The sequence below is a fragment of the Rhodococcus sp. T9N genome (assembly GCF_024436645.1).
Lineage (GTDB): Bacteria > Actinomycetota > Actinomycetes > Mycobacteriales > Mycobacteriaceae > Rhodococcus_F > Rhodococcus_F qingshengii.
The window spans coordinates 122,838-136,677 of sequence record NZ_JAMSKS010000015.1 but is presented as its reverse complement, the minus strand read 5'-3'; the positions used below and the strand labels follow the sequence as shown (position 1 = coordinate 136,677).

Sequence of the window (13,840 nt, the reverse complement as noted above, 5' to 3'; positions counted from 1 at the left end):
TACCGCCGACTGTCCGAATCACTGGACTTTGAACAGCGCTGTCCTTGAACCGATCAGACGAGCAAGCCCGCAATCCGCGGCGGAATCTGTTCGAGCGCGTACGGCAAGCTCAGTACGGTGCTCCACGTCATGGCTTCGGCAGCAGCGTCTTCCAGAATGATCGCGCGGCCGTCCTTCACGACGTCGAGTTCCTGGTAGATCGGGGTCTTGTCCAGCTCCGCGCGAAGCTTGTCGCCGTAGCCGCCACCGGCGTACCAGACGAGTACGTCGACGTCCGCGAGCGAGAGTTGCTCGGTGCTGATCTCGGCGAAGTTACCCGTGATCTGATCGGTGACAGGCGGATTCACGAATCCGAGTTCGGTGAAGAACCGCACCTTCGGGTCTTCCGGTCCGTAGACCCCGAACTGCCCCGGCCCCTTCAACGCGCCGACCAGAACGGTCTTGCCGGCAAACGCCGGATTGGCCGTCTTCACGTCGGCGAACTTCTGGTCGACGCCGGCGATCAGCTCGGTGGCCTTACCCTGCTGCCCCAACGCTTCGCCGATGATGGTCGTCTGGTTCTGCCAGGGGATTCCGTAATCCGCGAACTCCTTGGGCTGCGCCACCGTCGGCGCAATGGCACTGAGTTTGTCGTATTGCGCCTGAGTGAGCCCGGAGTAGGTGCCGACAATGAGGTCGGGTGTCGTGGCAGCGACCTTCTCCATCTGAATGGTGGTGCCCGCAGTTCCGATGATCTCGGGAGTCGCCCCGTTCAGCAGCGGCTGCGCCCAGGGCCACACTCCGTAGGGGTAATCGCCGTACCAGTCGAAGGTTCCAACCAAGGTCCCACCGAGCGCCAGGATCGCATCTTGATCGTTGTATCCGACACTGACGATCCGCTGCGGATCCTTGGGCAACTCCGTAGCCCCGAACTTGTGGGTGATCGATTCCGCAGAGTCACCGCTGGGAGGTGTGTCCTCGTCGTTCGAACTGGAGCAGGCTGCGGCGAATGCCAGCAACGCTCCCGACGTGCCGATCAGAAATCCGCGCCGGGTCAGCCGACCTGCGTCCGTTCGATCCATGTTCCTACCCCTTAAAGTCTGCTGGTTCGGTAGGTAAGGCTAGCCGATGAAAGCTTCATTCCGGCTAGTTCGACCGGCCCATTCGATGGCAGTACCGCGCCGTTCGGGCCACTATGGAGACATGACGCGCCAGGGCCCCTCGAAGGACATCGACGAATCGGATCTCGAAGTCACGCACCCCAAGGACTACGCCGCCGGAGTTCCGGCCGTTCTGGTGTCGCTGCAACGAGGAATCGAGCAGATGGGAGCCTTGCGGACCGCCCGAACGCTCACCAGACTCAACCAGCGACACGGCTTCGACTGCCCGGGGTGTGCGTGGCCGGAGACTCCCGGACATCGCAAGCCCGCCGAATTCTGCGAGAACGGAGCGAAGGCTGTTGCCGAGGAAGCAACGCTTCGCACCGTCACACCCGAATTCTTCGCGGAGCACTCGATCGCCGATCTCGAAGGCAAGACCGACTACTGGCTCGGACAGCAGGGGCGACTGACGCACCCGATGGTCCTGACGCCGGGAGCAACCCATTACCGGCCGATCGACTGGGACGGCGCGTACGCACTGATCGCCGAACATCTGAACGGCCTCGCATCGCCGGACGAAGCGGTGTTCTACACCTCCGGTCGCACGTCCAACGAAGCCGCGTTTCTCTACCAGTTGATGATTCGCAGCTACGGCACCAACAACATGCCCGACTGTTCCAACATGTGTCACGAGTCGTCCGGAAGCGCACTGACCGAATCCATCGGCATCGGCAAAGGCTCGGTGACGGTTCCCGACCTCGAGAACGCCGATCTCATCCTCATCGCCGGACAGAACCCCGGCACCAACCACCCTCGAATGCTCTCGACGCTGGAGAAGGCAAAGAGCAACGGCGCCAAGATCATTGCCATCAATCCTCTACCCGAGGCGGGATTGCGCAGGTTCAAGGATCCACAGAAGGTGTCCGGCGTGATCGGGCACGGAGTCGACATCGCGGACGAGTTCCTGCAGATCCGGCTGGGCGGCGACATGGCGCTGTTCCAAGGCCTGGGGAAGCTGCTGCTCGAGCAGGAAGATCGCGCTCCCGGGACGGTCGTCGACCGCGCTTTCGTCGACCGGTACTGCGCCGGTTGGGACGAATACGAGAAGCACATCCGCGCGGTCGATCTCGACACGGTACTCGAGGCAACGGGTCTGTCGATGGCACAGCTCGAGGAAACGGCTGCCGCACTTGCCCGATCCGAGCGAACCGTCACCTGCTGGGCCATGGGGATCACTCAGCACACACACGGAGTCGCCACCATCGAAGAAGCAGTCAACCTGCTGCTCATGCGTGGAATGATGGGCAAACCCGGTGCCGGCGTTTGTCCGGTGCGAGGACACTCCAATGTCCAGGGTGACCGCACGATGGGCATCTGGGAAAAGATGCCGGAAGAGTTCCTGGCCGCGCTCGATACCGAGTTCTCGATCTCGAGTCCCCGCAAGCACGGATGGGACACCGTCGACGCGATCCGCGCCATGAACGCAGGCAAGGCAAGCTTCTTCATGGCGATGGGCGGCAACTTCATCCAGGCAAGCCCGGACACCGCAGCGACTGAAACAGCGTTGCGTCAATGCGAACTCACCGTGCAGGTGTCCACCAAGCTGAACCGCAGTCACGTGGTCCACGGGCAGACCGCGATCATCCTCCCCACCCTCGGACGCACCGACCTCGACGTCCAAGCCGGCGGAAAGCAGCTTGTCTCCGTGGAGGATTCGATGTCCATGGTGCACCTGTCGCGCGGACGCCTCACACCGGTCAGCCCCTACCTGCGTAGCGAAGTCGCCATCATCTGCCAACTCGCCCGCGAACTACTCGGCAACGATCACTCCGTCCGCTGGTCGGCCTTCGAGGGCAACTACGATCTGATCCGCGATTCCATCTCACGGGTAGTGCCAGGCTGCGAAAACTACAACTCCCGCGTTCGAGAGCCAGACGGATTCCAACTCCCCCACCCGCCGCGTGACTCGCGTGAGTTCCGCACGCACACCGGCAAAGCCAACTTCGGCGTGAACGACCTGCACTGGATACCCACTCCGAGTGGGCGCCTGATTCTGCAGACGATGCGCAGCCACGACCAGTACAACACCACGATCTACGGCCTCGACGACAGATACCGCGGCATCAAGGGCGGACGCAAAGTCATCCTCGTCAACGCCGAAGACATCACCGCGCTCGGATTCCGTGACGGCGATCTCGTCGACATCGTGTCCGAGTGGACAACACCCGACGGCACACTCGAAGAGCGTCGGGTCACGGAATTCCGCATCGTCTCCTACGACACCCCGCGCGGCAATGCTGCGGCGTACTACCCCGAGACAAATCCGCTCGTTCCCCTCGAACACGTTGCAGCCAAGTCGAACACGCCGGTGTCGAAGGCCGTCACCGTTCGACTCGAAGCATCGGGCGCCTGAGATGGGACGAGTCACCGCACGAACACCGGTCGTTCGAATCTCGGGTGATCGGGTCGTCACGCGCCCCGACACGCTGGCCGTCGAGGAACCACTCGAAATGAGAGTTGGCGGTCAGGTGCTGGCAGTGACGATGCGGACCCCCGGCAACGACGTCGATCTCGTGCACGGATTCCTTCTCAGCGAAGGTGTCATCGCCACCCGCGACGACGTGAGCGTCGTCCGCTACTGCGACGGCGTCGACGAATCCGGTGCGAACACGTACAACGTCCTCGACATCGCTCTCGCTCCCGGAGTGCCGTTGCCCGACCACACCACCGACCGCAACACCGTCGTCAGTTCCGCGTGCGGAGTGTGCGGCAAGACCTCGCTCGACGCCGTCCGAACCACGACGCGACATCCGCTGGTCGGTGACACGACTTCCGTCACCTCGACCATCCTGTCGGCCATGCCGGTCACACTGCGGGAGAGCCAACGGATCTTCGAGCGCACCGGTGGCCTGCACGCGGCCGGATTGTTCACCGCCACCGGCGAACTCCTTGCACTGCGCGAGGATGTCGGCCGTCACAACGCCGTCGACAAGGTGATCGGTTGGGCCATCACCGACGGCCGAGTGCCCCTCTACGACACGATCTTGATCGTCAGCGGGCGGGCGTCGTTCGAACTCGTCCAGAAGGCCGTCATGGCCGGCATTCCGATCCTCGGTGCTGTCTCCGCGCCGTCGTCGCTGGCAGTGGAACTAGCGCAGGAGTCCGGGCTGACTCTCGCCGGTTTCATCCGCGGCGATTCGATGAACGTCTACTCGCACCCGCACCGAGTCGAGGTCACGTCGAACTCGCACGCAACTGAGCCGACAGTCGCACAGCGGAGTTGACTTCCCCGTAGCCCTCGTATCCACCCACCCGCTGCACGACCTCGAAGAACAGGTCTCCCCCGACGGTCGGGGTGAACAGGTGGAAGAACTCGCCGTGAGCGTCCGCGTCGTAAAGAATTCCGGTGCTGCGCATCCGGTCGAGCAGTTCCGGATTCAGTCCGAAACGCGCGTCCAGATCGTCGTAGTAGTTCGGGGAAATGGGTAGCGGAGCAAATCCCCAGTCCTGCATGGACGCAGCGGCACCGAAGATGTTCTCACACGCGAAGGCGACGTGGCTGACGCCGCCGCGACGGACCGTCGGCAGCCCACTTCGACTTCCCTCCACCATGTTCAGCGAGATGCGCAGGGTATGTCCGTCACCGCCTTGAACGAGCGTGAGCGCCTGGCTTCGCATGAGGCCGACAGAATCGGTGACGTCCTGCCCCTCGTGTGGTTGCATCTCGAACACGGACCGTAGGAGCAGCATGATGCCGTCCCAGCTCTCGGCCGGAACCGCCAGTGCCACGTGGTCGATCCCGGTGAACACTGCGCCCTGTTCACGATTGCGCTCGGCGGGCAGCGGGTAGATCTCGAATGCCGATTCCCACGCTGCAGCGCTGCCGGGGCCACGAAGGTCGATCGATGTCGCATCGGTGACCTTCAGGCGTACGACGTCCGGTACCTCGGAGTTCTCGTCGCTCGACCCCGGCAACTGCACGCGCGTCGCCGGCACTTCGAGAGCCAGAGCGCGCTCTCCCCACACCTCGGGTTCGGTTGCCCGGATGCCGATCTGAGTGAGAACCGGTAGATCCGCAGGCAGCCCGGGCGCCGTCCACACCGTGCCCGCAGTCGCATCCACGGCAACGGTGAGCGGTCCGTGCCGCCACAACTGCAAATCGTGATCGTGGTGCCGTCCGACCAGATGAAAACCGACGCGGGAGAGCATCGAGTGCACCTGGTCCTGTTTCGCCGGACCCGCCGCGATTCGCAGAGACACGATTCCTTCGAGCGGTGTGCGCTCCGGGGCGGTGAACAGCGTGGGTCCACCGGCGGCAGGGTTCGCGGCGGCGACCTGTTCTTCCAGATGCAGGAGCGACCGATGAGCGTCGATTGCCGTCCGCTGGGTGTCGGCGCGGCGGAATACGTCGTTGAAGATCTCGAGCGACCACGGTCCGTCGTAACCGGTGGCGTAGACATGCTGAGCGAACGCATTGAGATCGAAGCTGCCCTGCCCCGGGAAGTTTCGGTGATGCCGGCTCCACTGGAGGATGTCCATCGCCAAGAACGGAGCGTCCGCCAACTGGAGGAAGAAGATCTTCTCGCCGGGAATCTCGCGAATTCCGGCGGGATCGTCACCGCGCGAGAGGATGTGAAAGCTGTCCAGACAGGTACCGAGCGAAGGATGGTCGACGCCCTCGACGATCTGCCACGCATGGCCGTACGTGTTGACGTGGGCACCCCACGCGAGCGCCTCATAGGCAACCTTCTTGCCGTGCTCGGACGCCAGTTCGGCGAGAGCTCCGAATTGCTCTGTCAACTGACCGTCATCGTGACTTGCGGTCGGCAGGGGCGAGGAGCACACCAGGAGCGTCTCGCACCCCAGTTGATCCATGAGCTCGAATTTGCGTTGCACTCGAACAAGATTCCGAGCAAATTGGGCCTCGTCCACCGTGTCGAAGTCACGGAACGGCTGATACAGATCGAGGGTCAAGCCCAGATCCGCAGCCCTCGTTCGTAATTCCTTCGGGGACCACGGCGAAGCAACAAAATCCGGCTCGAACACCTCGAAGCCGTCGAAGCCGGCAGCAGCGATGGCGTCGAGCTTCTCCTCGAGAGTGCCACTGAGCGATACCGTCGCGATCGACGTCCGGACCGGGGCACTCACAGCGCTGCCGCAGTCTGTTCGCCGTGTACAAGTTCCGTCATGTGCGCGAGCATGCGCTTACTGTCGGGCTCGATGCCCGTGAAGATCCGGAACGCGTCGACGGCCTGGAAGACAGTCATTCCGCCTCCGCTGAGCGTCGGGGCTCCGATCAACCTTGCCTGACGCAACAGTTCGGTTTCGAGTGGACGGTAGACGATTTCGGCCACCCACAGATCAGGGCGAAGCAGATCTGGCGAGAACGCCATTCCGGGATGAGCCGCCATTCCCATCGGCGTCGCGTGGATCAATCCGTTTGCCTTGCCGAGCACTTCGGCGAGGTCGCTCGTATGCCGCGCCTCGACAACCTGCGCCGGAAACTGCTGCGCGAAGGTTTGTGCAAGTTCCTGCGCGCGAGGCAGGCTCGAATCGACCAACGTCAGTGTCCCGACGCCACGGGTGAGCGCGGCATAGGCAACCGCCGCACCGGCTCCGCCGGCACCGAGCTGCACGACACGATCGAGCTGTGCTCCGGGAAGTCCGTCGTCGAAATTTCGGCCGAAGCCCGACCAATCGGTGTTGTGTCCGATCGCCTTGCCGGAGTCGAAGAGGACCGTGTTCACCGCGCCGAGCCGGCTCGCATCGGGCGAGAGCTCGTCGAGGTGCTCGATCACCAACTGCTTGCACGGGTGAGTGATGTTGAGGCCGCGGAACCCGAAACGTCGTGCATAGGTGAGAAGTTCACCGATGTCCGACGGCGCCATGCCCATCACGTCGAGATCGAGGATGCGGTAGACGTACGGAAGACCCTGTCTGCGCCCTTCTTCCTCGTGCATGATCGGAGTCAAAGAGGCTCCGATTCCGGTGCCGATCAGACCGCAGAGCATCGAATCGCTCATCAGTTCTTCCCTTCTCGGATGCAGACGAATTCGACTGCGGCGCTGTATCCGTCGATTCCCAATCCACAGATGACGGCGTCGGCGATGCCGGAGACATACGAGTGGTGACGGAATTCTTCGCGACTGTGGATGTTGCTGATGTGCACCTCCACGACGGGGGCATCGAGTGTGACCAGAGCGTCACGCAACGCAACGGAGGTATGCGAGTACCCACCGGGATTGATGACGATGCCCGCAACGTTTCCCCTGGCCTCGTGGATCCAATCGATCAGTTGGCCCTCGTGGTTCGACTGCCTTGCCTCGACCACCGCTCCGAACTTCGCGGCCGCCGCTTCACAGCGGGAAACTACGTCGTCCAGCGTGTCTCTCCCGTAGAACTCCGGTTGGCGCTGGCCCAACAAATTCAAGTTGGGCCCGTTGAGGACCAGAATCGGTAGAGATGAAGTCATCAGGGGCACCTCGGGGTTGACGCTCGAAACTAATGTACGAACTAGTGAGTTAGTTCACTGGACGTTACTCCCCCGACGCGGACTCGACAAGCAAAGTCGACAAACTGCTGACAGATAGAGTGAGCACATGGTTTCCGAGCAGTCAGTGAACTCCGTGGTGTCGAAGCCGGAGAAACGACGCCGAAACAGCGATCTGACCAGGGTGAACATCATCGCCGTCGCCACCGAGGAGTTTGCCGACAAAGGCTTTGCCGGCGCCCGAGTGGACGAGATCGCAACCAAGACTCACACCACCAAGCGCATGATCTACTACTACTTCACCGACAAGGAAGGGCTGTACAAGTCCGTCCTCGAACACGCGTACAGCGTCATTCGTGCGCAGGAACGTGAACTCGACCTCGAGGGATTGAAACCCACGGCAGCAGTCCGCGCCTTGGCCGAACTCACCTTCGACCACCACGAACAACACCCGAACTTCATTCGGCTGGTAGCCAACGAGAACATGCTCCGCGGTGAGCACATCGAGAAATCCGAGCTACTCAGCGGTCTCGGCGCCCCCGCCGCCGACCTGGTCTCGCAGATCCTCCACGACGGACAGCAGTCGGGAGCATTCCGCTCCGACGTAGATGCTCTCGATATTCACATGTTGATCAGCAGTTACTGCGTCTTTCGTATCGCCAATCGTTACACCTTCAAAGCGCTCTTCGACCGCGACCTGACCGACTCGACGCATCGTGAGCATCTTCGAACCATGCTCGGCGACATGGTTGTTGCCTTCCTGACCTCGAAGGCGCCGTCCTGACCCACCCCGAAGTCCGAAAAATCCCCCTACGGTGGTGAGTGGAACTCACAGCTGCCACCGGGAGGAATGACGTGACCGAGAATTACGTAGACGGGCTTTCACTCGAGGAGAACGCGTCGTTGACGTCCGGCTCGGATTTCTGGCACAGCCAGTCCGTTGCCGGAATCGAATCGATACTCCTGACCGACGGTCCGCACGGAGTCCGGAAACAGCCCGAGGGCGGCGACGCACTCGGACTCGGCCACAGCATTCCAGCGACATGTTTCCCACCGGCGGTCGGGTTGGGCTCGTCGTGGAACCTCGACCTCATCCGCCAGGTCGGTGAGGCTCTGGGCGACGAAGCCAAAGCCGAACAGGTCTCGGTCCTCCTCGGCCCAGGCATCAACATCAAACGATCACCCTTGTGTGGCAGGAATTTCGAATACGTCTCCGAGGACCCATTCCTCTCCGGCCGCGTCGCGGCAGCGCTGATCACCGGCATCCAGTCTCGCGGCGTCGGAACCTCGCTCAAGCACTTCGCTGTCAACAACCAAGAACACGACCGGATGAGAGTCAGTGCCGACGTCGACGAACGGACGCTGCGCGAGATCTATCTGGCCGGCTTCGAATACGCCGTCAAGACCGCGGCCCCGACGACGGTCATGTGCTCGTACAACAAGATCAACGGTGTGTACTCGAGCCAGAACCATTGGCTGCTCACCGAGGTACTCCGCGAACAGTGGGGCTTCGACGGCCTCGTCGTTTCGGACTGGGGAGCGGTCAACGACCGCGTGGCGGCACTCGCCGCGGGCCTCGACCTGGAAATGCCGCCGACCGGAACCGATACCCAGATCGTCGACGCCGTGCGCGGCGGCGACCTGGACGAATCAGTGCTCACCACTGCCGCCGAGCGCCTGGCGACGCTGGTGGCACGCACCGCCGCCGCGCGCACCGAGGGCCACACGTACGACGTCGAGCGTCACCACGAACTGGCGCGGACCGCTGCAGCGGAGTCCGCTGTATTGCTGGCGAACGACGGAGAACTGCTGCCGCTGACCCCCGGCGGGCAAACCGTCGCGGTGATCGGCGAATTCGCGTGCAGCCCGCGGTACCAGGGGGCCGGCAGTTCGCAGGTGGTTCCAACCAAGCTCGACAATGCCTTGGACGCGATACTCGACCTCGAAGGCGCCGACCGCGTCACTTTCGCACCGGGCTTCACCTTCGACGGCACTCCGGACGACGACATGGTCACCGAGGCTGTCGACGCCGCACGCCGCGCCGACGTCGCGGTGCTGTTCCTCGGACTACCGTCCGCCACGGAATCCGAAGGATTCGACCGAACCGACATCGAACTGCCGGCTGACCAGATCGCCCTGCTGGAAGCGGTCCACGGCGCGAACCCGAACACGGTCGTCGTGCTCGCCAACGGCGGTGTGGTTTCGATCGAGCCTTGGAAGGATCATGCCGCCGCAATCCTCGAGGGCTGGCTACTCGGCCAGGCGGGCGGCTCGGCGATTGCCGATCTTCTGTTCGGCCTCACGAATCCGTCCGGCCGCCTGACGGAGACCATTCCGCTTCGCCTCCAAGACAATCCGTCGTATCTGCATTTCCCGGGATCACAGCAGCACGTCCGCTACGGCGAAGGCCTGTACGTGGGATACCGCTACTACGACTCCGCGCTGCGCGAAGTGGCGTACCCGTTCGGGTTCGGGCTGAGCTACACCACCTTCGACATCACCGATACCTCCGTCGAGGCCGGTGAGAACTCCGCCGAAGTGACCGTCACCGTGCGCAACAGCGGCGACCGATCGGGCAGCAGCGTCGTTCAGGTCTACGTCCACGACGCCTCGGCAAGCATCGATCGACCCGCGCAGGAATTGAAAGGCTTTGCCAAGGTCCGCCTCGACCCCGACGAATCCGCGACTGTGACCATCACGCTCGACAGCAGGGCATTTGCCTATTGGTCTGTCACGGAAAAGGACTGGGCGATCGAGGCCGGCGACTACGAGATCCGCGTCGGCTTCTCGTCTCGGGACATCGCAACCACCGACACGATCACCCTGGCCGGGAACGTCGGCGTCGGCACGCTCGACGCCATGTCGACCATCGGCGAATGGCTCGCCCATCCCGTCGGCAGCGCAGTTCTCGGCGCCGCCATGGCTGCCGCAGCGGGCGACGGTGCACAGGCGGTCAGCCCCGAGATGATGGCACTCGCAGGCTCGATGCCGCTCGGAAAACTCGCCACCTTCGGCCTCGGGATCACCGAGGAACAGGTGGAGCAGTTGGTGGCGGCCGCAGCACAGCCGGCCTCCTAACTCTCTGAACTGCGGTTTCGACGAGCAGCGTGACCGCCAGTAGATTTTTATGAACTATTTGGTTAATAATCTTGTGTAGTTGCTGTGGCGTCGGTTACATTCCTTGTATCGCTCTCCGCACAGACGTTCTTTATACGAACACAATCGGCGGATGTAGAGCCTCCACGACGCTTCCACCCAGGAGATGAGCATGTCAGCTAGCACGGTTACACCGTCCGGGCCCGAGGCGGGATCCTTGGCAAGGCCGGACACGACCAAGGTCAAGCGCGCCGCAACGTCGTCGTTTCTCGGCAGCATGCTCGAGTACTACGACTTCTACATCTACGCCTCCGCCGCTGCGCTCATCTTCCCCACGGTGTTCTTCCCGGACAGCGGGCATGCGGCTCTACTTTCGCTGGCCACCTTCGGTGTCGCGTACGTCGCGCGTCCCCTCGGCGCTGTAGTCCTCGGCCATTTCGGTGACCGCGTCGGCCGCAAGAAGATCATGCTGCTCACGCTCATTCTGATGGGCGCAGCCACCTTCCTCATCGGATGTATTCCCAGCGCCGATTCGATCGGAGTTCTTGCACCGATCCTTCTCGTCCTGATGAGAATCGCCCAGGGCATCTCCGCTGCCGGTGAACAGAGCGGTGCCAGCTCACTGACGCTCGAACACGCCCCCGAAGGCCGACGCGCGTTCTTCTGCAGTTGGACCCTCAACGGCACCCAGGCCGGCTTCATCCTCGCCAGCCTCGTATTCCTGCCCATCGCCGCGCTCCCCGACGACATCCTCTACACGTGGGGCTGGCGAATCCCGTTCTGGGGCAGCCTGATCGTTCTGGTCGCGGCATACATCATGCGTCTCAAGCTCGAAGAGCCCGAAGAGTTCACCGAGCAGCAGGAATCCAAGACCGTCGCCAAATTGCCTGTTGCCGATCTTCTTCGCACCCACAGCGCAAATCTGATTCGCGTGATCTGCTGCGCTTTCATCGCCGTCGTCTCGACCATCTTCTCCGTCTTCGGTCTCGCTTTCGCCACCACCGAAGAAGTGGGGATTCCGAAGTCGACCATGCTCTGGGTTGCCATCGCAGCCAACGCCGTAGCCCTGCTCAGTCAGCCCGCCTGGGCGATGCTCTCCGACCGGATCGGTCGCAGGCCGCTGTTCATCGGTGGCGCCCTCGGTAGCGCGGTGTTCATCTACGTGTACTTCGGCGCAATCGCCAGCGGCAACGTTCCCCTGATCTTCCTCGCCGCAATCGGATTGATGTCCGTCTTCTACGCTGCCCCGAATGCCATCTGGCCGTCGTTCTACTCCGAGATGTTCAACACCAAGGTCCGCTACTCGGGCATTGCGATCGGCACCCAGGTCGGCTTCGCCCTCGCAGGCTTTGCCCCCGCCATCGGCAACGCCCTCATGGGCGGCGACAAGACACACTGGATGCCCGTTGCCATTCTGACTTCGGTGGCCTGCGTCATCTGCGCGCTCTCGGCGTTCACCGCCAAGGAGACGTTCCGCACTCCCCTCAAGGAACTCGGCAACCCGATCTAGCCGAATACCCGACAGACATCCTGCACGAACCACTGTGTTGCACGAACCACTGTGTTGCACGAACCACTGTGGCCCGGCATCTCGCGAGAGATACCGGGCCACAGTCGTTTTGAAGTTCTACGCCGTCTTGTCGCGACGCTCGCCACGTTCCGGCTTACGCGGAACGATGGTCGGAAGTACGTTGTCGTTGACGGTCTCCGCGGTGACGACCACCTTTTCGACGTCGTCACGGCTGGGAATGTCGTACATCACGGGAAGAAGAACCTCTTCCATGATGGCGCGCAGGCCACGAGCGCCGGTTCCACGCAAGATCGCCTGATCGGCGATAGCGTCGAGCGCTTCTTCGGTGAACTCGAGCTCGACGCCGTCCATGTCGAACAGGCGACGGTACTGCTTGACGAGAGCGTTCTTGGGCTCCGACAAGATCTGAACGAGCGATTCCTTGTCGAGGTTGGTCACCGACGCGATCATCGGCAAACGGCCGATGAACTCGGGAATCAGACCGAACTTGATCAAATCCTCCGGCATGACCTCGGCGAAACGATCGACCGTATCCAGTTCGGCCTTCGACCGAACCTCGGCGCCGAAACCGATACCGCGCTTGCCGACACGATCGGAGACGATCCGCTCGAGACCTGCGAAAGCGCCCGCGACGATGAACAGCACGTTCGTGGTGTCGATCTGAATGAATTCCTGGTGCGGATGCTTACGGCCACCCTGCGGCGGGACGCTCGCCTGCGTACCTTCGAGGATCTTCAGCAACGCCTGCTGAACGCCTTCGCCGGAGACGTCACGCGTGATCGACGGGTTCTCGCTCTTACGGGCGATCTTGTCGACCTCGTCGATGTAGATGATTCCGGTCTCGGCGCGCTTGACGTCGTAGTCGGCAGCCTGAATCAGTTTGAGCAGAATGTTCTCGACGTCCTCACCGACGTAACCGGCCTCGGTCAACGCCGTCGCGTCAGCGATGGCGAACGGGACGTTGAGCATCTTCGCGAGAGTCTGAGCGAGATACGTCTTGCCACAGCCGGTGGGGCCGAGCATCAAGATGTTGGATTTCGCGAGCTCAACCGTCTCACCCCGCGCGTCACGGCCCTTGTCGCCGGCCTGAATGCGCTTGTAGTGGTTGTAGACGGCCACGGCCAACGTCCGCTTGGCGGAGTCCTGACCGATGACGTAGTTCTCGAGGAATTCTCGGATCTCCGCAGGCTTGGGAAGCTCGTCGAGCTTGACCTCGCTCGATTCGGCCAATTCCTCTTCGATGATCTCGTTGCAGAGGTCGATGCACTCGTCGCAGATGTACACCCCGGGTCCTGCAATGAGCTTTTTGACCTGCTTCTGACTCTTACCGCAGAAAGAGCACTTGAGCAGATCCCCGCCGTCGCCGATGCGTGCCATCTCGTGAGGTCCCTACTTTCCATCATGTACGTGCACTCGCCGCCACTCGATCGGTCGAGACGCTCCGCAGTACTTCGGTAGTTGTCAGATCAGACAAACTGATCGAACAAATCTGGTCGAACAATCGCAGAACGCCGGTCGAGAACCAGCCCGTGAAGTGACGGTACCCGCAGATCCCGAACGGGGTCGACCTGTTCTCGGCGTTTCGTCTGCGGATAAAAAAGAAAAGAGTCGAGATTTCAGCCTGGCAAGCGCTCCACCAGGCAC

10 protein-coding genes are annotated in these 13,840 nt (G+C 62.3%); 5 read left to right on the top strand and 5 right to left on the bottom strand.

The window, feature by feature from the left end; all coding sequences use genetic code 11:
* Window positions 1–53 precede the first annotated feature (53 nt).
* The gene (locus tag M1L53_RS23030) at window positions 54–1,061 is read right to left on the bottom strand and encodes an iron-siderophore ABC transporter substrate-binding protein (RefSeq protein ID WP_030536639.1); all 1,008 of its coding nucleotides are present in this window, start codon (window positions 1,059–1,061) and stop codon (window positions 54–56) included.
* A 121-nt stretch (window positions 1,062–1,182) separates the two neighbouring features.
* On the opposite strand from M1L53_RS23030, the gene M1L53_RS23025 reads away from it, so the two are divergent.
* Both M1L53_RS23025 and fdhD read left to right on the top strand, forming a co-directional pair.
* Window positions 1,183–3,492, top strand: coding sequence for an FdhF/YdeP family oxidoreductase (locus tag M1L53_RS23025; RefSeq protein WP_030536640.1), 2,310 nt, complete (start codon window positions 1,183–1,185; stop codon window positions 3,490–3,492).
* A 1-nt stretch (window position 3,493) separates the two neighbouring features.
* The gene (gene fdhD / locus M1L53_RS23020) at window positions 3,494–4,363 is read left to right on the top strand and encodes a formate dehydrogenase accessory sulfurtransferase FdhD (RefSeq protein WP_003944453.1); all 870 of its coding nucleotides are present in this window, start codon (window positions 3,494–3,496) and stop codon (window positions 4,361–4,363) included.
* Here fdhD and M1L53_RS23015 read toward each other — a convergent pair.
* From M1L53_RS23015 to aroQ, 3 genes are read right to left on the bottom strand one after another with little or no spacing between them, the layout of a single operon-like run.
* Window positions 4,314–6,227, bottom strand: a complete 1,914-nt coding sequence (locus M1L53_RS23015) for a sugar phosphate isomerase/epimerase and 4-hydroxyphenylpyruvate domain-containing protein (protein WP_030536642.1) — start codon at window positions 6,225–6,227, stop codon at window positions 4,314–4,316. The two genes, fdhD and M1L53_RS23015, sit on opposite strands and share 50 nt — an antisense overlap.
* A complete protein-coding gene (locus M1L53_RS23010) occupies window positions 6,224–7,102 on the bottom strand; it encodes a shikimate dehydrogenase (protein WP_054187687.1) in 879 nt (292 codons plus the stop codon). The genes M1L53_RS23015 and M1L53_RS23010 overlap by 4 nt, the downstream gene beginning before the upstream one ends.
* On the bottom strand, window positions 7,102–7,551 hold the full coding sequence (aroQ, locus tag M1L53_RS23005) for a type II 3-dehydroquinate dehydratase (protein WP_054187688.1): 450 nt from the start codon (window positions 7,549–7,551) through the stop codon (window positions 7,102–7,104). The genes M1L53_RS23010 and aroQ overlap by 1 nt, the downstream gene beginning before the upstream one ends.
* A 127-nt stretch (window positions 7,552–7,678) precedes the next feature.
* Between aroQ and M1L53_RS23000 the strand changes: the two genes are divergently transcribed.
* The 3 genes from M1L53_RS23000 to M1L53_RS22990 all read left to right on the top strand — a co-directional run bounded on the left by M1L53_RS23000 (window position 7,679) and on the right by M1L53_RS22990 (window position 12,175).
* Window positions 7,679–8,353 carry a TetR family transcriptional regulator gene (locus tag M1L53_RS23000; protein ID WP_007730968.1) on the top strand — a complete coding sequence of 225 codons (675 nt, stop codon included), beginning with the start codon at window positions 7,679–7,681 and terminating at the stop codon, window positions 8,351–8,353.
* Between the two features lie 71 nt (window positions 8,354–8,424).
* A complete protein-coding gene (locus M1L53_RS22995; RefSeq protein ID WP_054187697.1) occupies window positions 8,425–10,647 on the top strand; it encodes a glycoside hydrolase family 3 C-terminal domain-containing protein in 2,223 nt (740 codons plus the stop codon).
* A 190-nt stretch (window positions 10,648–10,837) separates the two neighbouring features.
* Window positions 10,838–12,175: an MFS transporter gene (locus tag M1L53_RS22990; protein ID WP_042450291.1), complete on the top strand. Its 1,338-nt coding sequence runs from the start codon at window positions 10,838–10,840 to the stop codon at window positions 12,173–12,175.
* A 117-nt stretch (window positions 12,176–12,292) separates the two neighbouring features.
* Here the strand turns inward: M1L53_RS22990 and clpX are convergent, their stop codons facing one another.
* A complete protein-coding gene (gene clpX, locus M1L53_RS22985; RefSeq protein ID WP_003944582.1) occupies window positions 12,293–13,573 on the bottom strand; it encodes an ATP-dependent Clp protease ATP-binding subunit ClpX in 1,281 nt (426 codons plus the stop codon).
* Window positions 13,574–13,840: the final 267 nt, after the last annotated feature.

What these genes read in the sequence shown, in the direction of transcription:
- aroQ (WP_054187688.1), bottom strand. Translation starts at nt 7,551, where the DNA reads ATGACTTCATCTCTACCGATTCTGGTCCTCAACGGGCCCAACTTGAAT.
- M1L53_RS23010 (WP_054187687.1), bottom strand. Translation starts at nt 7,102, where the DNA reads ATGAGCGATTCGATGCTCTGCGGTCTGATCGGCACCGGAATCGGAGCC.
- clpX (WP_003944582.1), bottom strand. Translation starts at nt 13,573, where the DNA reads ATGGCACGCATCGGCGACGGCGGGGATCTGCTCAAGTGCTCTTTCTGC.
- M1L53_RS23030 (WP_030536639.1), bottom strand. Translation starts at nt 1,061, where the DNA reads ATGGATCGAACGGACGCAGGTCGGCTGACCCGGCGCGGATTTCTGATC.
- fdhD (WP_003944453.1), top strand. Translation starts at nt 3,494, where the DNA reads ATGGGACGAGTCACCGCACGAACACCGGTCGTTCGAATCTCGGGTGAT.
- M1L53_RS23025 (WP_030536640.1), top strand. Translation starts at nt 1,183, where the DNA reads ATGACGCGCCAGGGCCCCTCGAAGGACATCGACGAATCGGATCTCGAA.
- M1L53_RS22990 (WP_042450291.1), top strand. Translation starts at nt 10,838, where the DNA reads ATGTCAGCTAGCACGGTTACACCGTCCGGGCCCGAGGCGGGATCCTTG.
- M1L53_RS23000 (WP_007730968.1), top strand. Translation starts at nt 7,679, where the DNA reads ATGGTTTCCGAGCAGTCAGTGAACTCCGTGGTGTCGAAGCCGGAGAAA.